This window comes from Leeuwenhoekiella parthenopeia, from assembly GCF_020782115.1.
Lineage (GTDB): Bacteria > Bacteroidota > Bacteroidia > Flavobacteriales > Flavobacteriaceae > Leeuwenhoekiella > Leeuwenhoekiella parthenopeia.
Genome location: NZ_JAJGMW010000005.1, coordinates 1 through 22,889, shown reverse-complemented (window position 1 = coordinate 22,889; position 22,889 = coordinate 1). Strand labels below are relative to the sequence as shown.

Here is a 22,889-nt window from a genome sequence, read left to right as displayed (position 1 = left end):
TGTTTTGATAAAACTAGTTGTAGCACATTATGAAAAAGCTCATCTCCGGAATAATAATCACGTTTTTAATTTCAGCTTGTAGCTCGAAAGAAGATAACTATTTGATTAAATTCCACGAAGGAGAATTTGACGAAATCGGAGTTCCTTCTGGCTATCTGAATTCAAAAGGAGATACGATAATTCCGATTGGAAAATATTACTATTGCTATACTGACACAATCCGAGATTTTGGGATGGTAATCGAAAATAAAACTGGGAAAATACTAGGGATTGACAAAAATGGAACTGAATTATTTCAAGTCTTTAGATATGACAACGGACCTGACTATGTGGAAAGCGGACCTTTTCGTATAATAAAAAATGGAAAAATTGGATACGCAAATCCACAAGGAAAAGTTATAATCGAACCGAATTTTGAATGTGCTTATCCATTTAAGGGAGATTTTGCAGAGGTTTCGGACAATTGCGAAACGATAAAAGTTGGAGAACACTCAATGTGGAAAAGCGAAAATTGGTATCAGATTACAAAAAATGGAAAACGTGCTAAAAAATAGCGTGCTACAACAAAGCGCAACCGCAATTACGGCGTCCCGAGGCTTCGAGATTCAATATAACAACATTAACTTAATGGAGGATTAATTGCCTGTATCAACCAATCAATGAAATTTGAAATAATCGATAAAAAATCTGGGCAGTTTCTGTTAAGTCCTGATATTGATAAAAATACACTTAAGAAATTAAGCAAACATTCAAATCTAAATAGCATCCAATTTAGTGAGCCTGTGACTGATGTGAATGTCTGGATTAATTTTAGAGATATACTATTTCCTAAAAATCCTGATCTAGAATTATATATTTATTCAAATCATAACAAACCCTGGGATTTATCTTTTTTAGAGTTATTTCCCAATCTTAAGACTTTTGGAGTTGGTGGTTATATGGACTGCCTGAATATCGATTCTATAGGAAATTTGGGAGCCCTTAAATCACTTTCTATTAACTCTTACAAGTTTGAAAATTTTGATTTTTTAAACAAGGTTAATCTAAATCTTATTTCACTGATTTTAGGATCTACAAAAACAAAAAAAATTGATATATCCAGTATATCAAGATTTCAAAATCTGGAAAATTTATCTGTTTGGGGGCACAAGCGGGGGATTGATCAAGTTTCAAAATTATCTGCTTTAAAAAAACTTCATCTTTCTGTTAATCTTGAAAATCTGGATTTCATTTTACAGTTGGATAAATTGAAATCTGTAAAACTTAGTTTTTCTCAGATTAAAAATCTTGGCGCTTTAACTCAACTAAAATCGCTTACACACCTCGATATTTTACAGGTGAGAAAGCTAAAGAGCCTTGAATTTATTTCAGGACTAAGAAATCTTAAAAATCTCATATTGACCAATTTGCCAAATGTTGAAACATTTCCTGAATTGAGCTACAATAATCAATTAGAACTAATTGATATTGAAAATTTGAAAGGATTAAAACACCTTGAAAGTTTGGAATTTGCAGAGAGTCTTAAGGAATTTAGTTTTGTCAATTGTGGTCATCTACAGCCTGAAGATTTTCTTCCTGTTTTAAGAAATAAGAATATTCAAAATATAAACGTGGGATTTGGAAGTGACAAAAAGAATAAGAAGTTTGAGGATCTTAAGCTAAGATATGGATTTAAATAGATCGATCTAGGCGGCATAACTTTGATTTAAAGCAAGATCTGTTTTTGCAATGTGAAATAAAATAAAAGAAAACATTTCGCCAAAAACAAAATAGGAAATATTCCATATATTTGTAATAAATCCAAATATATGCAGGCCGAAGGAGAACATTCAAAGGGGCGTGGCGCGCAAAAAAATATTGCCAACAGGTTTGATAAGCATCAGCATGAGACCCGTGCCGACTTCCTCAATTACTGCGCGCAGGAAGGCGATGAGCCCCAAAATCTCAAAACGCTGTTTATAGACACCTTCCCTAAAAGCATTGTCAACAAGGTAGAAAGTCCAGATGTGGGGATGGGTTTTTCGCTCAATCCCTATCAGGGTTGTGAGCATGGTTGTGTGTACTGCTATGCCCGCAATTCGCACGAATACTGGGGTTACGACGCAGGGCTCGATTTTGAAAGCCGCATTCTGGTAAAACGTAATGCGGTACAACTGCTCGAAGCCTATTTTATGCGAAAAAGTTACAAAGCCGCACCCATTGTGCTTTCGGGGAATACAGACTGTTATCAGCCCGCCGAAAAGGAGTTTCAAATCACCCGCCGCCTGCTCGAAACCTTCTACAAATACCGGCATCCCGTGGGTATCATCACCAAAAATGCGCTTATACAGCGCGATCTTGATATCATCAGGGAGTTGGCCAAATGCAATTTGATTCAGGTGAATATGTCTATCACCTCGCTTGAAGAAAAGACCCGCCGCCTGCTCGAGCCGCGCACCGCCAGCATTAAAAAACGCCTGGAGACGGTTAAAAAACTTTCGGAAGCCGGCGTGCCGGTTAATGTGATGACGGCACCCATCATTCCGGGTATCAACAGTCACGAGGTGTTGCCGCTTATTAAAGCTGCGGCAGATCACGGAGCCCGATCGGTGGGCTACACAGTGGTGCGTTTAAATGGCGCCATAGGCGGAATTTTTGAAGACTGGTTGAAGACCGCAATGCCCGATAGGGCAGATAAGGTGCTCAACCAGATTGCCGCCTGCCACGAGGGTAATCTTAACGATTCGCAGTTTGGCCGCAGAATGCGCGGCAGCGGTGAGTTTGCCACTCAAATCAAAGCTCAGGTAGAACTGGGCCGCAAAAAGTATTTAAAAGGCCGCGGGATCGATCCGCTTGATTGCAGCCTTTTTGAAAAATACCGGCCGGGGCAGTTGTCGCTGTTTTAGCAGGTTTGTTGGCATAGTTTCTGCACTTTCAGAGGTGCTATGAGAAACTACCCGATTGCCTTATTGATGCTGCTTGCCGTGTTGTTTACCAACGGTTGCAGCAAACTCACCCGCGTGACAGACGTGATCACCCAGCCCACAGCCCGTGAAGTGTATGCGCGCAATTTTGATAACGATTCGCTGCCCTATCTAAACTGGAACCGGGCTTTTAGCGCGGCCTTGCAAGACAGTCTGGCGGTTGATCTGCCCTATGCCGAGCAGGGTATTTTCAGCACCCAAAGTCTGCCCGTTTACGCGTATAATCTTGAACTGGAGCTGGGCCGCAACTATCATTTTGAAGTACTTACCGACACGCTGAATCCGTTGGTTTTTATAGATCTCTACGAAAAAACTTCAGATAGCATCTCACCCTTTATATTGCTGGAGCAAGCCGATTATGAAAGCAAATCCCTAAGCTTTTCGCCTAAAAAAGCCGGAAACTACAAACTGGTACTGCAACCACAGCTGGGAGCGAAGGGCAAATTTTCGATGCGGTTTAGCAGCAGTCCGGCTTATGCTTTTCCGGTGGCGGGCTTGTCGTCAAAAGCAGTGCAAAGCTTTTGGGGAGCGGCGCGTGATGGCGGCAGGCGCAGTCACGAAGGTGTAGATATCTTCGCAAGCCGTGGTACACCCGTGCTGGCCGGTGTAGATGGCTATGTAAGTAGCACCGGTAACCGCGGCCTGGGCGGTAAGCAGGTTTGGCTGCGCGATGGTCTGTTTGGAAGCAGTTTGTATTATGCGCACCTGGACAGTATTATTGCCAGAACGGGACAACGCGTAAAAATCGGCGATACGCTGGGTCTGGTAGGTAATACCGGTAATGCGCGCACCACGCCCCCGCACCTGCATTTTGGAATTTACCGAAGGGGAAGCGGGGCAATCAACCCGTTTCCGTTTATTCAGGAAGCTCAGCTTCCCGGGGCTTCAGACGCTTCAGAAATACCTGTTCAGGTTGTTGTGAAAGCATCAAAAGCCAATTTGCGATTGGGACCTTCGGCTAAAGCTGAAAAGGCAACCACACTAAGCAACCGCGATACACTCACAGTTCTTGGCCGCACCAACGACTGGCTACATATCAAAACTTCCGAAAACCAACATGCTTTTATACATGAGAGTCTGGTGAAAAATCAATAGTGTTTTAAATACTTCTTATATGCAAGAGGTTACCTGTAGGTACTATGATTATCAATAAATTTTTTAAATCAAGGGGTAAATTTTCTTCTTTAGTGATCTTTTTCTTCAGCATAGCAAGAAGTCCCCGTTAAAAATTTTTGAAGCCTTGGAGAAAATTTAGGGGACTTGTTGCGGTTTTTGCCTGATAAGGCAAAAATGCCTAAGAAAAAGTGTCTTTTCTTTTGTTACTTTTCTTTGGACAAGCAAAGAAAAGTAAAGGACTAATTTTAGAAACTATATTTTACTTGCACAACTAGTTACAGTGAATATAGTTTACCGTGTAATTAACAGTTTTTTGGGTGCTATGGCCTTAAAAGCTTGGTATTTTTAGGTGTAAAACAAAAACACGCAAACGATGTCGATATTCGGAAAAGTAAAAAATACCATAGGCCTTTTGAAATCTATTGATTTAGATGCTTTAGCCAAACTCTCTCAAAAAGTAGATTTATCTCAGGTGATGAGCGCCGTGGGCAATTTGGACGATCGCCAGCTCAAAGGTCTGATGAAGATGTTGAATTCACAGGCTAAAAAAGGCCAGCACAAACTTCCGCCCATAGACGGGGACTTTTACAATTTGGCACAAAAGTTAAGTCCGGAAGAGCGCGCACTGCAGATGAAGATGCGCAACTTTATGGAAGATGAGGTAAAACCCATCGCAAACCGATATTGGAACCGAGCCGAATTTCCACACGAGATCATACCCAAATTTGCCGAACTCAATATGGCGGGAATCGCCTACAAAGGCTACGGCTGTCCCAATCAGAGCTTCCTGATGGAAGGCATTCTGGCGATGGAGCTTGCCCGTGTAGATGTGTCGATCTCGACCTTTTTTGGCGTGCACAGCGGTCTGGCCATGGGTTCGATTTACCTCTGCGGAAGCGAAGAGCAAAAAGAATACTGGTTGCCCAAAATGCAGAAATTTGAGAAAATAGGCGCTTTTGGCCTTACCGAACCTGAAGTAGGATCGGGTGCAGCCGGAGGCTTAGGTACTACCTGTAAAAAAGACGGTGATGCCTGGGTGATCAACGGTCAGAAAAAATGGATTGGTAACGCGACCTTTTCAGATATTACCATCATCTGGGCGCGTGATCTGGATAGCGGTCAGGTTAAAGGCTTTATCGTGCGTAAAGAAAACCCCGGTTTTAAAGCCGAGAAAATGGAAGATAAAATGGCATTGCGCACCGTGCAGAACGCACTGATTACGCTAACCGATTGCCGCGTGCCCGAAAGCGATCGTTTGCAAAATGCAAATTCGTTTAAAGACACTGCAAAAGTTTTACAGATGACCCGTGCGAGTGTGGCGTGGCAGGCTGTGGGTTGTGCCCGCGGCGCTTATGAAGCAGCGTTGAAATACACCAAAAAGCGGGAGCAATTTGGCCGTCCTATCGCCAGTTTTCAGCTGATACAAAATCACCTGGTCGAGATGGTTTCTAATCTTACCGCGATGCAAACTTTGTGTTTCCGCCTTAGCGAAATGCAGGATGGCGGTTCGCTTACAGATGAGCACGCGTCTTTGGCCAAAGTATTCTGCTCGATGCGTACCCGAGACGTGGTGAGCCGTGCCCGGGAGGTAATGGGTGGTAACGGTATTTTGCTCGAGTATGATGTGGCGCGCTTTGTGGCAGATGCCGAAGCGATTTACAGCTATGAGGGTACTAAAGAGATCAATTCGCTTATTGTAGGACGGGCGATTACGGGCTATAGTGCGTTTGTGAGTTAGTAGGGCATTTTAATATTCAGGTTTTGAAGCATATTAATTAACTTGGCGCTTCAAAATAAACCTACGACCTATGAATATTAAATCGTTTGTGCTGGTGTCTGTTGCAGCTCTGGCTTTAGCTAACTGCAGCACACCCCAAAAAACCGTGGCACAACCCGAAAAATTTCAGCTCAGGACCTTTCAGGATTCCATTTCTTATGCGATGGGCATTAGCAGTGGCGAGAATTTACGCGAAATGCCCGGAGGGATTTTTAATCTTGCTGTTTTTGAAAAGGGTTTGAAAGAATCTTTTAAAGACTCACTGGCCATTGAGCTTGATGAGGCCGCTTCGCGAAAGCTTTTTCAAAAGCTTAATGATACCATGCAGAAGATTGAAAAGATTAAACGCGAAGAACAGATCGCTGCAACCAGGGCTGAAGGCACTGCATTTTTAGAAGAAAATGCTAAAAAGCCTGGCGTGGTCACTACCGAAAGCGGTCTGCAATACGAGGTTTTACGGGAAGGAAATGGCGAAAAACCCGGACCCGGAGATCGCGTTAAGGTAAATTATGAAGGTAAATTGCTTGACGGGACCGTTTTTGACTCGTCATACAAGCGCGGCGAACCTCTGGTTTTTGGCGTAAGTCAGGTAATCAACGGCTGGACCGAAGGTTTACAACTAATGTCCATCGGCAGCAAATACCGTTTTTACATTCCGCAGGATCTGGCATACGGCGAGCGCGGTGCCGGCAAGGATATCAAGCCCTATGCTACCCTGATTTTTGATGTAGAATTACTCGAAGTTTTAAAATAAACAGATAAGGTAACGGGTCTGGTTGAGGCAAACACAGATTAAAACGCTCAGGATTTTTGAAAACCTTTAAATATCCCGTTATTTGCACACGAAATTAAAAACTTAAAACAATAACAATGAAATTAAATAAAGTGTTTTTCGCGCTTCCGGTTGTAGCACTTACACTGGTAAACTGCGATAATTCTAAAATGAGTTCTGGAGATGTAGAACTTAAAACTTTTAAAGATTCTGTTTCGTACATGATTGGCGCAAACAGCGGTGCTCAGTTTAAGCAGGCATTGGGAGACAATCCAGATGAGTTGTTTGATCTTGAAATGTACGAAGCCGGTGTGCGTAAAGGCTTTACAGACAGTCTGGAGTTTTCGCAACAAACGATGCAAGCTTTGATGACCCGTTTTCAGGAAGAGCTTCGTGCCAAGCAGGAAGAGGCCGCAATGGCTAAAGCAGCTGAGGCTAAGCAAAAAGGAGCAGAATTCTTAAAAGAAAATGCGACTAAAGAAGGCGTTCAAACTACCGAAAGCGGCCTGCAGTATATCGTTGTGGAAGAAGGTACGGGTGATACCCCTACTGCTACAGATCAGGTTGAGGTTAAATATGAAGGAAGCCTTATCGACGGAACCGTTTTTGACGGAAATATGAATTCAGATCGTACGGCTACATTTGGTGTAAGCCAGGTGATTAAAGGCTGGACTGAAGGTTTACAGTTGATGAAAGAAGGAGCAAAATACAAGTTCTTTATCCCTTCTGATCTTGCTTACGGAGATCGTGGTTCAGGTCCTCAAATAGGTCCAGGTGAAACCCTGATTTTTGACGTGGAGTTAATCGACGTTAAAGACGCTAAACAGGAGTAAATTGACTTTAATTGTCATAGCCGTAGTTTCCGGAGCCCTTATTCTGGGTGCGGTCTGGGGTATTTATGGCAATCTTTCTAAACAAACAGAGGGCTTTCTCGTTGCACTTGCAGGAGGAGCCCTTATTGTTTCTGCCGTACTCGAACTCATCAATCCCGCGATTGAAAAAGCACAGACCGGCGTAGCCCTTGCAATTGTTTTTGCAGGTGCTTTGGTATTTACCGGTTTGGATTATCTCGTTAAGAAAAAATGGGGTTCAGGCAGCGGTGGCGGTCTTCTTGCAGCCATCACTTTAGACGGTATTCCTGAAAATCTCGCTCTGGGCGTCGCATTGATAGGTGCAGACGCGCTTGCAGTTGCGGCACTTTCGGGCTCTATATTTTTATCAAACCTTCCCGAAGCTGCAGGTGGTGCCAAAGAAATGACTGAAAACGGAACTTCAAAAAAGAAGGTGCTGTTGCTCTGGTGTGTTACCGCATTGATCTTGTCTCTGGCGGCCTATCTGGGCAATCAATTACTCGCCGGTGTGGCTGAAGAAACCCTGGCATACATCCGGTGTTTTGCCGTAGGTGCGGTTGTAGCTTCACTCGCCATAGAAGTATTTCCCAAAGCATTTAAAAACGACCAGTACTGGACTGGTCTTGCTGCTGCCCTGGGGCTTATTCTTGCTTTTTTCCTTAACAGCCTGGCTTGAGTATTTCGCTTTCGCGAAAGCTAAACTGGACTAGGCTCTACAGGCGATTAAATTCTAACTAAATTTTAAAAGAATCCCGGCACCGCTTTAGCCCGTATGTGGTTAACTTTAAGTCATAGTTTGAAATTTAATATTTCCTATGGCGTATATAGATTATTATAAAGTGTTGGGCCTTGATAAAAGCGGCACAGATGCCGAAATCAAAAAGGCTTACCGAAAGCTGGCCCGTAAATACCATCCCGATGTAAATCCCGGTGATACCGAAGCAGAAGAAAAATTCAAGCAGCTTAACGAGGCAAACGAGGTTTTAAGCAATCCCGAAAACCGAAAGAAATACGATAAATACGGCAAAGACTGGCAACACGCAGAAGCCTACGAGCAGGCCGAAAAGCAACACAGGCAGTACACCAATGCCGGCGGTGGAAGCAGGGCGCAGTATAGCGGTGGCTTTGAAGAAGGCGATTTTTCAGACTTTTTCAGTTCGATGTTTGGCGGTGCCGGTGGAGGCGGCTTTAGAGGCGGCGGGCGGCAGGCACAGTTCCGCGGGCAGGATTTTAATGCCACACTCGAACTTGATTTGCGCGATGTGTATGAAAAACACAAGCGTACGCTTACCGTAAATGGTAAAAACATTAGATTGACTATCCCGGCCGGGGTTGAGAACGGGCAGACCATAAAAATTAAAGGTTATGGCGGCGATGGCGTTAATGGCGGTCCCAATGGTGACCTGTACCTCGAATTCCGCATACGCAATAACACTGCTTTTAAACGTGACGGTGCTAATTTGTACAAGACAGTCAAACTCGACCTGTACACCGCTGTATTAGGCGGAGAATTGGTTGTTGACACCTTTGACGGCAGTGTAAAGCTCAAGATTGCTCCCGAGACGCCTTCCGGAAAGCAGGTAAAGCTTAAAGGCAAAGGCTTCCCGGTTTATAAGAAAGACGGACAGTTTGGGGATTTATACATCACCTACGAGATCGAAATGCCCACCAATCTTTCGCCACAGGAAAAGAACTTATTTGAAGAACTGGCAAAACTCAGATCCTGATGAAGACACCAGAATTTATACCCGTAGCGCATCTCAGCAAGCAGTACCGCATTGAAGAAACCTTTATCACCGAACTGCACGAGAAAGGCGTGCTTCAGCTTAAAATAGTTGAACAAACCTATTGCCTGCATTGCGACAGCATGCCGGTTTTTGAAAAAATCATGCGTATTCACGACGAGTTGCACATCAATATCGAAGGCATAGACGTTATCCTCAATCTTTTAGATAAAATTGACGAGCTCAACCGCCAACTTATCAAAACCCAAAACCGATTGCGACTTTACGAGTAATCATCTAACCACTTAAAAAATAGCATTTTGAAACATCTAAAAATCGCACTCGACTGGACGGCAAACACCAATCATCTGGGCTTTTTCATCGCCCGTGAACTGGGCTATTATAAGGAAAGAAATCTTGAGGTGAGTTTAATTACACCGGAAGAAGACGATTATAAAATAACGCCTGCGAAGAAAGTGGAGCTCGGTATTGCAGATGTGGCCCTTTGCCCGTTAGAAAGCATCATCAGTTACCAAACCAAGGAAAAACCCTTTAATCTTAAAGCTATTGCGGCCATTTATCAGGAAGATTTAAGCGCGATTGCGGTAAAAGAGGATTCCGGGATTAAGAGTCCGGCAGATTTAGATGGAAAGTCTTACGCCTCGTACGAAGCGCGCTATGAAGATAAAATCGTTGAGCAATTGATCAAAAATGACGGTGGGGAAGCCAATCTGGAAATTTCCTATCCCAAAAAGCTCGGTATTTGGGAAACTCTGTTGAAAGATAAGGCAGATGCTACCTGGATTTTTCTCAATTGGGAAGCCTATCAGGCCGAAGCTCAGGGCGAAAAAATGCGCTATTTCAGACTGAAGGATTACAACATTCCCTATTCCTATTCGCCGGTTATAGCCGTAAATGGCAATACGGTTGAAGCGAATCGGGAAACCTATTCTGAATTTTTAAAGGCTACCAAAGCCGGATTTTTCTATGCGGAAGATTATCCCCAGGAAGCCGCTGAAATCTTACGCAAATACATTCCCGAAACCGAAAAGGAACTCGATCTGGTTGGGAGTATCAACTATTCGGTAGCGTATTTGGGTGCCAAAGAAAATTGGGGCCGTCTCGATCCGGTTATGATTGGTCGTTTTGTAAAATGGCTTGATGACCATCAGCTGGAAACCGAAACCCTGAAGACGTACGACCTTATTTATAAGATCCTGGACTAAAGCTTAAGGCGCCGGATTAGGGATTGCTTTATGCACCGCTTCGATTTCTTCTAAAATCGCTTCCGAAAGCTGAACGTCAATACTGCCTATGTTTTCTTTAAGCTGCTCCATGCTCGTAGCGCCAATGATGTTAGACATCATAAAATCCCGGTCAGTTACAAAGGCTAAAGCCATTTGTGTGAGGGATAGACCGTGCTTATCGGCAATTTGCTGATACTTCCGGGTTGCCTGTACCGCAAGGTCGTTTGAATACCTGTTGTACTGCGGAAAACGATTAACGCGCGATGCTTCGGTATCTGTACCCTTGATGTATTTTCCGCTCAGAGTACCAAAACCAAGGGGCGAATAAGCCAGATAACCCACCTCTTCCCGAAGCATAATTTCGGTCATTCCTATCTCGTCTTTGCGATTCAACAAATTATACGGGTTTTGTACGCTGATCATTTTGGGCTTGCCCTTACGCGCTTCTTCGAGATAGCGCGAAAGTCCGTAAGGCGTTTCATTACTTACCCCGATGTGACGTAGCAAACCTTCCTGAATAAATGCGTTCAGATCTTCCAGAATTTGGGCGAAATTATCTTCCCAGCGCTCTTCAGAATCGTGTGTATAGCCCAGTTTTCCAAAGTAGTTGGTATTGCGCTCCGGCCAGTGCAGTTGATAGAGGTCAATATAATCGGTTTGCAGGCGCTTCAGGCTTTTGTGAATGGCGTCTTTAAACTCGGCTTTGGTATAACCCCCGGTGCGAATGTGCTTCGACATTTCGGCCGGACCGGCAATTTTTGAAGCGATAACCAGATCGTCCCGTTTTTTGCGTTTATTCAGCCAGGAGCCTATGATGCGCTCGGTGCTTCCGTAGGTTTCGGCTTTCGCGGGAACGCTGTACAATTCGGCCGTATCAATAAAATTGATGCCCTGCTCCACCGCATAATCCAGTTGGGCATGACCTTCGGCCTCGGTATTCTGCTCACCCCAGGTCATCGTGCCCAGGCAAAGTTTAGAGATTTTGATATCCGTTCCGGGAAGTGTCGTGTAGCGCATAAGGGTATTTTTGAGTTGCGAAGGTATTGCAAAAAATAAAAAAGCCTTGAAGGGTTTCAAGGCTTAGGATAAGTTTAAGAGTGATACTAGTTTTCGTGCATTTTTTAGGAAGGTATGGGCTGAATTTGAATTTGTCCGCCAATAGCTTTCAGAACCTTGACAATGGTTGCGAATTGGGGTTTAGAACCTTCAGATAATGCTTTATACAGGCTTGGTCTACTCATTCCTGTTTCTTCTGCAATTTTAGTCATGCCTATTGCTTTTGCAACATTCCCAATAGCCTCAATAACATCTTCCTGATCTCCTTCTTCCAGAGCAGTATTCAGGTAAGCAGCAATAAGTTCTTTATTGTCCAGATAATCGGCAATTTCAAATTTAGAGGTTTTCATATTTAGAAATTTTGTTCTTTCCAGATTTGCTTAGCTTTTTTAATATCTTCTTGTTGCGAAGATTTATCACCCCCAATTAATAGGATGATGATTTTATCCTCTTTTTTGTGGAAATAGATGCGATAACCTTTACCTGTATCACACGCATTTCGCTAATACCATCTCCAACATGTTTACAGTCTCCAAAATGACCATCACGCTGTAGTTTTTGAAGTCGAAATAGAATCTTAGCCTTGGCCTGCAAATCTTTAAGCTTGCGAAGCCATTTATTGAATTCAGTTGTTTTCTCCAACAAGACCATTAAATATGTATCTAGTCGGATACAAAATTACTTCTTTTTTTAATTCATAACTAAACCCGATAGTACGAATTTTCAGCAGATCACTTTTCTAAATATCATTCAGTAATTTAGTCACTTCATCCAGTTTTGGAGTGAGAATGACCTCGATACGGCGGTTTTTGGCTTTGCCTTCGGCGTTATCGTTTGTGGCGACCGGTGCATATTCCCCACGACCGGCAGCAGTGAGGTTTTTAGGGTCGATACCCGAGTTCTGACTCAAAATCTCAACAATTGCGGTTGCTCTTTTAGTCGAAAGATCCCAGTTGTCTTTAATCGGGCCGTTGCCGCCATAGGGCACATTATCGGTATGGCCTTCTATAAGCACTGCGATTTCCGGGTTTTGTGCCAAAACAGAACCCAGTTGGTTCACAGCTTTGCGACCATTGGCACCCACTGTCCAGCTTCCGCTGTCAAACAACAGCTTGTTTTCTAACGAAACATATACTTTACCATCGCGCTGCTCTACGGTAAGACCATTTCCTTCAAAATCGATCAGGGCTTTTGAAATCGCATCTTTAAGCTGACGCATTTTCGCATCTTTCGCAGCAATCATAGACTCGAGTTCTTCCACACGGCGGGAACGTTCAGTGAGATCGCGTTGTAGTTTCTCGAGACGGGTTTGCTCGGCAGCCAGTGCCGCCTGCTTTTCGTCAAGCTCAGCGATTAATTCGCGGTTTTTCTGTGAATTTTCAGCAATGCGCTTAGAACTGTTGGCTTCAAGAGCATCGTACGAACTCTGTAAATTCTCGAGATTGGCTTTGGTCGCCGCATAATCACGTTCCAGCGCGTCTCGCTCGGCGCGGGTACTTGCGAGTTCGTCTTCCAGATTTTGGGCCTCTTCTTCAAACTGCTTCCGCAGGCGTTCAGACTGGGCCAGATCGTGACTGAGTTCCTGATTATCCGATTTTAAATCGGCATAACGTGCTTCCAGGTCTTTATAGACTTTCGCAGAAACACAAGAGGTGAGTGTTGCGGCACTCAGGGCAATTAAGCAAAGCTTTTTGATCATAGTTAATGAGGTTGTTTAAACTAACTAACGTTCGGTACCTGTTGATTATTGAAAGCGGCCAAAAAAATTAAAGGCTATGATCCAGCTCCAGAAGTGCCGGGCAGTGGTCACTGTGTTTGGCTTCGGGCAAAATCACCGCGCGTTTAATTTTAGCTTTTAAGGGTTCGCTTACCATATTGTAATCCAATCTCCAGCCTTTATTATTGGCACGGGCATTGGCGCGGTAACTCCACCAGCTGTATTGCTCAAGATCGGGATTGAGATGGCGGAAACTGTCTGTAAACCCGCTGTCGATAAATCCACTAAGCCACTCGCGTTCCACCGGTAAAAAGCCGCTCACGTTTTTTAGACGTACAGGATCGTGAATATCAATAGGCTCATGGCAAATGTTGTAATCGCCACCGATGATGAGGTTAGGACGGGTTTTGCGAAGCTCTTTGGCATACTCGTGAAAATCTGCCATGTAGCGCAGTTTAAACTCCAGGCGATCATCATTAGTCCCGCTTGGCAAATACATACTCATAATGCTGAGGTCGCCAAAATCAACCCGAAGGTTGCGCCCCTCGCGATCCATATAATCGATGCCGGTACCGTGAATCACGTTATCGGGTTCTTTTTTGCTGAAAACAGCCACCCCGCTGTATCCCTTTTTTTCGGCGCTAAACCAGTAATTGTGATAGCCGGTTTCTTTAAGAATTTCAGAATCCAACTGTTCGGGATGCGCTTTGGTTTCCTGAAGCAACAAAACGTCGGGATTAGCTGCTTTAAGCCAGTCTAATAAGCCTTTGCGCACTGCCGCACGAATTCCGTTTACGTTATAGGTGATTATTTTCATAGTAAATTTTTGGTGTGTCGCGAAGTTAGTGTTCCTGAGCTATAGATGAAAATGGGAAGAGTAATATTCAGTAGGCAGTTTTCAGTCGCAGTTTGCAGTTCAAATACGAAATACAAAATCGGAAAATAGAAATTTACTCCACTATTTAATCTGCGCATCAGATGAGACTTTCAAAAAACATCCTTCTAAATCTCCCGTACTCCTTCCTTAAAGTCGGAGGGAGATTTTTAGTTTGAAGTCGATAATAAGCTCCCTTCTCCGGCGGAAGAGCTTCCTGAGTGGTGCGACTTTAGGAGCATCGTATCGAAGGAAGGGTTGGGGATGAGGCGGTTTTTAGATATGAGCAATAAAAATAATACTAACAATAAATCTTAGCTTTATGCCGTATGCGTAACCTTTTTACTGTAATGGTTTTTTTGATGACGGCGGCGGCGTTTTCGCAGGAGCTGCGCTTTGCAGAAGACCGCCTCAAAACACTAGTCGTACGCGACAGCGTGGTGCTCGATACGGTAAGTCTTAATCCGGTGCGGTTTGAGGTGCGCAGCGCTGACGGAGCGATTTTAGATTCCGCTTTGTACAGTATAGATTATCCCACAGCGGTTTTTAAGTTGAAAAGCCCTGCAAATCCGCCGGACAGCCTCACCTTTGATTACCGCGTGTTCCCTGATTTTATGACCCGGCGTTATTTTGCCTACGATGCTGATAAGATCGTAAGTAGTGACGGCAATTTGAGCCGTGTGTACGCCTTGAAGCAGGAAACTTCCAAACCGGAATTCATCCCTTTTGAAGGCCTTACCACCACGGGTAGTCTGGTGCGGGGTGTCACTTCGGGCAATAACCAAAACAGCACCTTTACCAGCGAACTCGACCTGCAAATCAGCGGCAAGCTGAGCGAAAAGGTTTTTTTGCGGGCCTCGCTTCAGGATGCCAATATTCCCCAGCAAAACGGGGGCTATTCGCAGCGTTTGGATGAATTTGACCAGATTTTTATTGAGCTCTACAGCGATACCTGGAACATCAGAGCGGGAGACATCAACCTGGCCAATACCACTTCTTATTTTGGGCGCTTCGCGAAAAAAGTTCAGGGGCTTTCGCTAAGCGGAATCCTGGAAGGGGAGCAGACCACTTCAGACTTTTTTGCCACCGGCGCCCTGGTGCGCGGGGTGTTTGCCCAAAGCCGGTTTACCGGCCAGGAAGGCAATCAGGGTTCGTATAAACTCACGGGTCCTAATGGCGAACTCTACGTGCTCATCGTGAGCGGGAGCGAGCGCGTTTACGTCAACGGCGTCTTGCTTGAGCGGGGCGAAACCGCAGATTATGTGATAGATTACAACGCCGGCGAACTGCTGTTTAATCCCACTTTTCCCATTACCAGCGAGATGCGCATCTCGGTCGAGTACCAGTACAGCGAGCAAAATTATACCCGAATCATTGGCTACGGCGGTGGTGGTCATCAATCTGAAAAACTCAGCCTGCGGGCTCACGTCTATACCGAAAGTGACCTTAAAAATCAGCCGCTGGTTCAAAATCTCAACCGGGAGCAGGTGGGTGTTTTGGAAGCCGCCGGTGATGATACCTCCCTTATGACGGCGCCTAGTGCCAACCCCGACACCTATAACGAAAACAAGATTTTATATCGAAAAGAGCAGCGTGACGGCCGGGAAATTTTTGTTTTTTCAACCGACCCCGAAGCCGAATTGTTTAATGTGCGTTTTACGCAGGTGGGCCCCAATCAGGGCGATTACATCATCAGCAGCGAGGCGGCCATCACGCGCATTTACGAGTATGTGCCTCCCGTAGACGGGATTCCGCAAGGTAATTTTGCGCCGTTGGTTCGGCTTTTTGCGCCCACCCAACTCCAAATGGCGGTGGTAAAGGGCGATTATAAGCCTTCGGAAAAAACCAGCATCAGTTTTGAAGGCGCCGGAAGCCGTCAGGATTTAAACCTGTTTTCTGATCTGGACGATGCCAATAACGACGGTTTTGCCGGGCGCATTCAGGCGCGGCAACGCGTGTACGGCAATCCCGAAAAACAGGTGCTTGAAGCATTTGCCAATCTCGATTACATTCAGGATGATTTTAGAAATATCGAGCGTACTTACGCGATTGAGTTTAGCCGCGACTGGAATGTGCCTTTGCGACCTCAGGGCGATCAGACGCTTATTTCTTCGGGGCTTCAGTTTGCTGATAGCGCTTTGGGTTTTGTAGATTATCGCTTTGAGCAGTTGCGCTTCGCGGAAAATTACCGGGGTAGCCGCAACAGTGTCGTGGGAAACCTTCGGCATAACAAACTACAAACCTACTTCAACGGAAGCTACCTCAAGACCGAAGCAGATACTGCCACCACTTCCTTTTTTCGCCTGAATACTACAGCCGTTTACGGCTTTCAGAAAAACTGGCTTGGCGCAAAATACCGAACCGAAAATAATGAGAGTAGCAATCCCTTAACCGGCAGGCTAGATCCTTTAAGTCAGCGTTTTCAAATGCTCGAAGGTTTTGTGGGGCGCGGCGACAGTACCGCGGTTTTTGTGGAAGTGGGCTACCGCTATCGCGTAAACGACAGTTTGAGGGGCAACAGTCTGGAGCGCGTTAATCACAGCAACACCTGGTTTTTAAAATCCCAATTGATTAAAAACGAAAAAACAGCATTGGGGCTTTTTGTCAACTACCGCGAACTGCAGTTTGAAAATCGGGTTTCAGCTACCGAGCGCTCGTTAAATTCCCGCTTGCTTTTTGACCAAAAACTGGCTAAAAACCTGATCAGTCTCAACACGCTTTTTGAGACTGCGAGTGGTACACTACCGCAACAGGAATTTACGTATGTGAAAGTTGATGAAGGCCAGGGGGTATATACTTGGATTGACTACAATAACGACGGTATTCAGCAGTTGCAGGAGTTTGAAGTGGCGCAGTTTAGCGATCAGGCCGATTTTATACGGATTCTGTTGCCCAACCGTGTTTTTGTAAAAACCCATCAAAACCGACTCAGCCAGATTGTGACGCTCAATTTTTCGCAATGGAGCGGGAAAACCGGATTGCAAAAAGTGCTTTCGCATTTTTACAACCAAACCAGTTACCTGATTGACCGTAAGGTGCTTCGGGACGGCAGCGCCTTTGACCTCAATCCGTTTAAGGATGCCAATACGCTGGGGCTTAATCTCAACCTGCGCAACACCCTGTTTTTCAATCGCGGAAAGCAGCGCTACACCACCAGTTACACCTATCTCGCTAACACGACCCGAAACCTTATTGCTTTAGGCCTGCAAACCAATGAACTAAAAAGTCATCAGCTTAATTTTTTACACAAAGTTAAAGAGCAGTACGTGTTGAATTTTAATTCGGAAATTGGAACCAACAGCAGTAATTCTGAAAATTTTGAGCAGCGCAATTACCGGCTGAATACGTTTAGCTTTAATCCTGAGATTTCGTATTTATTCAGCGATAATTCGAGGGTTTCGGCCTTTTATAATTTTGTGGAAAAAGCCAATCAAACCGAAGGTTTCGAAAATCTGAATCAGCAGAATTTCGGTTTTACGGGAAGCTTCAGCAATGCTGATAAATTTTCGCTGAATGCCGGTGTGAAGTATATTAAAAACAGCTTTGAAGGTTCGGCGTTTTCGCCAGTGGCTTATCAAATGCTTGAAGGTTTACAACCCGGCACCAACTTTACCTGGAATGTTTTGGCACAAAAGCGCATTACCCAATTTCTCGATTTGAATCTGTCGTATCAGGGACGCAGCAGCGAAAACACCCGCACCATACACACCGGAAGTGTGCAATTGCGAGCCTTCTTTTAGATTAGCGCACAATAATTTTCTTAGACTGACCGCCGTCCCTATTCCCCAGACGTACAATGTAAACGCCACTGGAAGCATAGGACATATCCAGGTCGTATTTGTAGCTGCCGTACTCGTTTTCAATCCAGTTGTTTGCGAGTTTTTGGCCTAAAAGATTGTAAACCGTTACAGCCATTTTTTCGGTGGTTTGATTGGTGCTCAATGAAATCTGAAATTGATCGCGAGCCGTTTCTATGACCACCAATTCGCTATCGGGGAATATATTTTCTTCCACCGAAAGGCTGTTAAAAATGCGCACGCTATAATCGTTGGTACGGCCGTATTGCATCGTCCCGCAGGGATCCTGAGCATCACCGCTAAAGGCGCTGTCAAGGCCGCGTACCCGCATACGATAGGTGTCGAGATTTACGCCTGCCGGAAGTGTCAGGGTAAAATCAGTGTCGGTAGCTGCACTGGCAACCAGGCCGTCTGAAACGCGTTCAGAGGCTTCAAAACCGCCATTTTTGTTGAAATCAATAAAAATAGCATAGACAGTACCGTCAAATCCTGCCTGTAAAGTCCCGGTGTAGGGATTGTTTTGTATATCCAGATCAAAAACGGTATCGAGATCTGCTTCAAACCCATCAGATGAACAGGCCGTGGTTATAGTGGTGCCTTCGAGATTGATTTGGGTAATCCCGTCTCCAAACGAGGAGCAGTCCGAGAAGGGTGTGCAATAAGCATTCACCACATCAACTGCGATCATATCATTGGTTTGATTTTTATCATTAGGCAGATCGGTGCCTGCGGTAATGCGATAGGTCCCAAGATCTGAGAAATCCTCATTTCGGTTAAATGTGTGCGTTGCGGTACCTTGGGCGGGTACGGTTCCGGTAAAGGTTTCGGTTATCTGATTACCCGAATTGATACTGTAAAACACCGGAAAATTACTTTGAGCCTCAACACCAAAGTTGGTGATCGTTACAGTCACAGGCACGGCAGAACCCAGACCTGATCCCGACTGCGGATTATCTATAGATGTTACACCCACATCCTCGCGCCATAAATTCTGTACGTTTACAGTAAGGGCGTCGTTTGAGGTGTCCTGATCGTTGCCAAGACGCGTTGTAACTGTAATGGCATAGATTTGACCGGTCGTGGAAAGATTTGCGGTCTGCGAGAATGTAAAATCTGCTGTTTCGTTAAATCCTAGCGAGCCGGTAAAGGTTTCGGTTACCGTAGCGCCACCATCTACACGATAGCTTACCGGGAAACTGGTTTGGGTAGCGGTACCGGCATTTCTGATTTTGACGGTAATGGGTTCTGTAGCTGTTAATGCGCCGTCTTGTGGGTTTACAAGCGCTACCGTTTGTACGTCATTAGTGAGGTCTGGCGCAAGTTTAAAAACACCTACCACATCTTTACGTTGTGGCCTGAAATATTCGGATATATACCAGAAGGTTCTGCCGTCTGCCGGGTCTGTGGTCAGGTGGGTATAATCTGCATAACGAGGTACAAAGCTAAAACCGGTGCTGGTGGCTAAGACCGTTTCAGGCACAGACATGACGCCTAAAGGATCGTTTGCATAACGCCCGGTAAAATTGATGGTTACCGGTAAATCTTCACTAACTGTAGAGTAGCCCATCCCAATACTTCCATCGGCATCAAAACTCATACTGGCACCAAAGGCATTATGGCCTGTAGGCGAAACATAAGTCCCTTCCTGATAAATTTCCCAGGGTTGACCGTCTGCCGTCTGCCGCAGTTCATACCAGCGTATGCCTGCCTTTTTACCACCCGCAGGAGCTACATTGACTACAAAATTGAAGATGGCTGAGTTATAACCGGCAAATTTACGGTACTGCGCCTGTTGCATCACTGTGCCCTGCATAGCATCGATATTATCACCTGCGGGTTGAGGTAGGTTTGAAAAGTCTCCACCGTCAAACACACTGTTAAAATCTGCTGTCGGAATGATAGCAGGCTGCGAAATACTGGAGTTTGCAGGATTTACCCAGTCTACCGAAAGAGACCAGAGTTTAAGATGATCGTCATTGACATTTCTCCAGGAATCATCCTGAAAAAACACCACCGTTGCAGGCCCGCTTGCAGGTAAATTACCGTCTGCAACGCTCAAAAATTGCGGACTAAAAAAGCCATTAGTGCGCAAGGTAGGCAGTGGAAATCCCTGAAACCCCACATTGGTCTGCCCGGTAAGCATTTTAGAACGTTCCATCACAAAAACCGCGTCGCTGGGATTGGTCTGCCCGCCGGTAATATTAATGTTTGAGGTAATGTAATATCCATCGTGCCAAATGCCGTATTTGGGATAGTCGGGAAAAGTACTGGTTTCAAAGCCCATAGTATACACGTACCAGCCGTCATTTACAGGGTCTGAACCCTGGCAAATGGCTATATTAAAACCGTTTTCGAAACCATCTTCTTCATTCTCTTCTTCAAATTCGGTTATAACAAAACGATCTGCGGCCGCATCATACAGAATGATAGGATCACCCGCGGTGTTGCCGTCAAAGAGTGTTCCCAGCGAAGCTTCTTGAACCAGAAGATTCCCTTGTTTATCGTAAATCTTAAAACCTGAATTCCAACCGGCGATATAATGATTGGGGCCGGCCGCACCCGTAGGATCTGATGGAGTAAAAGTTGCGGTATTGGCCTCAAACACGCGAATAGGTTCGAGTTCATATGTCTTTTGTGTGCCTTTTGACTTTGTGCCTTTTGGTTGAACAAGAGGATCTCCGTCTTTGGGCAGACCTTTGCCGGGAACCACCTGATTGGCACTGCGCCGCTTGGGGTTTATTTCTTCAACTTCCGAAAGTTTTTCGGCTTTTATAAAGGTTCCGTTTCTAATCTGAGAAGCCAGCGAGGGTACTTCACGCACAAACTCCATTTTCCCCACAGTGGTAGGTGCGAGCTTTTCCTGAGCATAGCTTTGAGACGTAAAAGAAAATAACAGGCTTAAAACCAGAATGGAATAAGACCTGATTTTAAAAACCTTGTTTAGGGAAATACAGAACATCAGATTCAAATTAGGGTTCTTAAATGTACGATTTATTACACATTATGGATTAAAAAAAGCTCCGTGAAGGAGCTTTTTAGAATTCAATTTATGCGTGTTACTAGTCTTTATACCAGTGTTTAAAGTCTACTTTTTGGTGTAAAATGCCTGAAAGTTCAGCGATTTTTACCCGTTTTTGTTCCATCGTATCGCGGTCGCGAATGGTTACCGTATCGTCTTCGAGTGTATCGTGATCAACAGTGATACAGAAGGGTGTTCCGGCTGCATCCTGACGGCGGTAGCGGCGTCCCACGGCATCTTTTTCGTCATAAACCACGTTGAAATCCCACTTCAGCTCATTGATGATGCGCTCTGCAACTTCAGGCAGGCCGTCTTTTTTAACCAAAGGTAAAATCGCGGCCTTAACGGGTGCAAGTATCGCCGGAAGCTTAAGCACGGTACGGGTTGATCCGTTTTCCAGCTCTTCCTCTTCCAATGCTTTGGAGAAGACAGCCAGGAACATACGGTCAAGACCTATCGAGGTTTCTACCACATAAGGCACATAGCTTTCGTTCAATTCAGGATCGAAAAACTGCAGTTTTTTACCGGAGAACTTTTCGTGCGCCTTAAGGTCAAAATCGGTACGGCTGTGAATACCTTCAAGTTCTTTAAACCCAAACGGGAAGTTGAACTCAATATCTGCCGCCGCGTTGGCATAATGTGCCAATTTCTCGTGATCGTGGAAACGGTAATTTTCTTCACCCAAGCCCAAAGACAGGTGCCATTTAAGACGGGTTTCTTTCCAGTGCTCATACCATTTAAGCTCTTCGCCGGGACGTACAAAAAATTGCATTTCCATCTGCTCAAACTCCCGCATTCTAAAGATAAACTGGCGGGCCACGATCTCGTTTCTAAAGGCCTTTCCGGTTTGTGCGATACCAAAAGGAATTTTCATCCTTCCGGTTTTTTGAACGTTCAGGAAATTCACAAAAATTCCCTGAGCCGTTTCCGGTCTCAGATACAAATCTGTTGCGGTATCTGCCGAAGCGCCCAGTTTAGTACCAAACATAAGGTTAAACTGGCGTACATCGGTCCAATTTTTTGAGCCGGTATCTGGATCTGCGATTTCGAGTTCTTCAATCAGGGCTTTTACATCGGCCAGATCTTCGGCTTCCAGCGAGCGGGCCATACGCTTCAGCACACGGTTCTGCTCCTCACGATAGCGGATTACGCGCTCGTTTGTGGTTACAAATTCTTCTTCATTAAATTTATCGCCAAAGCGTTTTTTGGCCTTATCGATTTCTTTCTGAGCTTTCTGATTCAGCTTTTCGGCATAATCTTCAATAAGCACATCGGCGCGGTAACGTTTTTTAGAATCTTTATTGTCAATAAGCGGATCATTAAAGGCATCTACGTGTCCGGAAGCCTTCCACGTTGTGGGATGCATAAAAATCGCGGCATCAAGTCCCACGATATTTTCGTGCATTTGCACCATGCTTTTCCACCAGTACTCGCGTATGTTTTTCTTGAGTTCGGCCCCGTTCTGACCGTAGTCGTAAACGGCGCTCAGGCCTTCATATATTTCGCTACTGCCAAAAATATAGCCGTATTCTTTTGCGTGTGATAATACCTTTTTAAAGTGATCTTCCTGTGCCATTTGCGTTGAATTCTCGGTTTGCTGTTTAAAACGGATTCTGCACGACTTAACCGGTGCAGAAACAAGGGCGTAAAAATAAAAAAATAAGCGTCAACGATGCCGATATGACGGGATTTGTTGGGAAAATACGAAATACGAAATACGAAATACGAAATACGAAATACGAAATACTTTGTACGTCCCTGATATAGGTTGACCACTTAAACGTGATTAACAATGAAATCCAACGTACAAATCATCCAAAAGAGGCGTGTTTATTCTGAGAGTTTTAAGCGTCAGATCGTCGAAGATTTTGAATCCGGTAAGTATAGTGCTAGCCAACTATCGATGTTGCACAACATACCTTGTGTTAGTATTTACCGATGGATTTATAAATTTTCTAACTTTAATGAGAAAGGAT

Annotated in this window: 20 protein-coding genes; 13 read left to right on the top strand and 7 right to left on the bottom strand. The window is 44.7% G+C overall.

All coding sequences use genetic code 11. From position 1 onward, the window contains the following. Positions 1-29: 29 nt before the first annotated feature. The 11 genes from LLW17_RS05130 to LLW17_RS05080 all read left to right on the top strand — a co-directional run bounded on the left by LLW17_RS05130 (position 30) and on the right by LLW17_RS05080 (position 10,429). Positions 30-554: a WG repeat-containing protein gene (locus LLW17_RS05130; RefSeq protein ID WP_228229190.1), complete on the top strand. Its 525-nt coding sequence runs from the start codon at positions 30-32 to the stop codon at positions 552-554. Positions 555-659: 105 nt separating this feature from the next. Further along, complete coding sequence (locus LLW17_RS05125) at positions 660-1,679, top strand: leucine-rich repeat domain-containing protein (protein ID WP_228229189.1); 1,020 nt, start codon at positions 660-662, stop codon at positions 1,677-1,679. A 129-nt stretch (positions 1,680-1,808) separates the two neighbouring features. Further along, a complete protein-coding gene (locus tag LLW17_RS05120; protein WP_228229188.1) occupies positions 1,809-2,885 on the top strand; it encodes a PA0069 family radical SAM protein in 1,077 nt (358 codons plus the stop codon). A 39-nt stretch (positions 2,886-2,924) separates the two neighbouring features. Then, complete coding sequence (locus tag LLW17_RS05115) at positions 2,925-4,058, top strand: M23 family metallopeptidase (protein WP_228229187.1); 1,134 nt, start codon at positions 2,925-2,927, stop codon at positions 4,056-4,058. 394 nt (positions 4,059-4,452) lie between these two features. After that, positions 4,453-5,817, top strand: a complete 1,365-nt coding sequence (locus LLW17_RS05110; RefSeq protein WP_228229186.1) for an acyl-CoA dehydrogenase family protein — start codon at positions 4,453-4,455, stop codon at positions 5,815-5,817. Positions 5,818-5,887: 70 nt separating this feature from the next. Beyond that, positions 5,888-6,610: a BamJ family beta-barrel-assembly machinery protein gene (gene bamJ, locus LLW17_RS05105; RefSeq protein ID WP_228229185.1), complete on the top strand. Its 723-nt coding sequence runs from the start codon at positions 5,888-5,890 to the stop codon at positions 6,608-6,610. A gap of 116 nt (positions 6,611-6,726) precedes the next feature. Next, positions 6,727-7,461 carry a BamJ family beta-barrel-assembly machinery protein gene (bamJ, locus tag LLW17_RS05100; protein WP_228229184.1) on the top strand — a complete coding sequence of 245 codons (735 nt, stop codon included), beginning with the start codon at positions 6,727-6,729 and terminating at the stop codon, positions 7,459-7,461. 1 nt (position 7,462) lies between these two features. Beyond that, the gene (locus tag LLW17_RS05095) at positions 7,463-8,155 is read left to right on the top strand and encodes a ZIP family metal transporter (protein WP_228229183.1); all 693 of its coding nucleotides are present in this window, start codon (positions 7,463-7,465) and stop codon (positions 8,153-8,155) included. A gap of 139 nt (positions 8,156-8,294) precedes the next feature. Then, positions 8,295-9,206 (top strand): DnaJ C-terminal domain-containing protein, encoded by a 912-nt coding sequence (locus tag LLW17_RS05090; protein ID WP_228229182.1) that lies wholly within the window; start codon positions 8,295-8,297, stop codon positions 9,204-9,206. Continuing rightward, positions 9,206-9,496: a chaperone modulator CbpM gene (locus LLW17_RS05085; protein WP_228229181.1), complete on the top strand. Its 291-nt coding sequence runs from the start codon at positions 9,206-9,208 to the stop codon at positions 9,494-9,496. Before LLW17_RS05090 ends, LLW17_RS05085 begins: the two co-directional genes overlap by 1 nt. A 27-nt stretch (positions 9,497-9,523) precedes the next feature. Beyond that, positions 9,524-10,429 (top strand): ABC transporter substrate-binding protein, encoded by a 906-nt coding sequence (locus LLW17_RS05080; RefSeq protein WP_228229180.1) that lies wholly within the window; start codon positions 9,524-9,526, stop codon positions 10,427-10,429. A 3-nt stretch (positions 10,430-10,432) separates the two neighbouring features. On the opposite strand, the gene LLW17_RS05075 is transcribed toward LLW17_RS05080, so the two are convergent. The 5 genes from LLW17_RS05075 to LLW17_RS05055 all read right to left on the bottom strand — a co-directional run bounded on the left by LLW17_RS05075 (position 10,433) and on the right by LLW17_RS05055 (position 14,040). Then, on the bottom strand, positions 10,433-11,467 hold the full coding sequence (locus tag LLW17_RS05075; RefSeq protein WP_228229179.1) for an aldo/keto reductase: 1,035 nt from the start codon (positions 11,465-11,467) through the stop codon (positions 10,433-10,435). Between the two features lie 104 nt (positions 11,468-11,571). Next, a complete protein-coding gene (locus LLW17_RS05070; RefSeq protein ID WP_099644389.1) occupies positions 11,572-11,856 on the bottom strand; it encodes an addiction module antidote protein in 285 nt (94 codons plus the stop codon). 2 nt (positions 11,857-11,858) lie between these two features. Further along, on the bottom strand, positions 11,859-11,942 hold the full coding sequence (locus LLW17_RS05065) for a hypothetical protein (protein ID WP_228229347.1): 84 nt from the start codon (positions 11,940-11,942) through the stop codon (positions 11,859-11,861). Between the two features lie 303 nt (positions 11,943-12,245). Further along, the gene (locus tag LLW17_RS05060; protein WP_228229178.1) at positions 12,246-13,205 is read right to left on the bottom strand and encodes an OmpA/MotB family protein; all 960 of its coding nucleotides are present in this window, start codon (positions 13,203-13,205) and stop codon (positions 12,246-12,248) included. A 67-nt stretch (positions 13,206-13,272) separates the two neighbouring features. Further along, complete coding sequence (locus LLW17_RS05055; RefSeq protein WP_228229177.1) at positions 13,273-14,040, bottom strand: exodeoxyribonuclease III; 768 nt, start codon at positions 14,038-14,040, stop codon at positions 13,273-13,275. Positions 14,041-14,426: 386 nt separating this feature from the next. Here LLW17_RS05055 and LLW17_RS05050 point away from each other — a divergent pair, with 386 nt between their 5' ends. After that, positions 14,427-17,837, top strand: a complete 3,411-nt coding sequence (locus LLW17_RS05050) for a DUF8818 domain-containing protein (RefSeq protein ID WP_228229176.1) — start codon at positions 14,427-14,429, stop codon at positions 17,835-17,837. Between the two features lies 1 nt (position 17,838). Here the strand turns inward: LLW17_RS05050 and LLW17_RS05045 are convergent, their stop codons facing one another. Both LLW17_RS05045 and LLW17_RS05040 read right to left on the bottom strand, forming a co-directional pair. Then, the gene (locus LLW17_RS05045) at positions 17,839-20,853 is read right to left on the bottom strand and encodes a GEVED domain-containing protein (protein WP_228229175.1); all 3,015 of its coding nucleotides are present in this window, start codon (positions 20,851-20,853) and stop codon (positions 17,839-17,841) included. A gap of 100 nt (positions 20,854-20,953) precedes the next feature. Then, complete coding sequence (locus tag LLW17_RS05040; RefSeq protein WP_228229174.1) at positions 20,954-22,489, bottom strand: glycine--tRNA ligase; 1,536 nt, start codon at positions 22,487-22,489, stop codon at positions 20,954-20,956. A gap of 216 nt (positions 22,490-22,705) precedes the next feature. Here LLW17_RS05040 and LLW17_RS05035 point away from each other — a divergent pair. Further along, positions 22,706-22,889: transposase (locus LLW17_RS05035; protein WP_228228726.1), on the top strand; the 184-nt coding region annotated here is incomplete at its 3' end.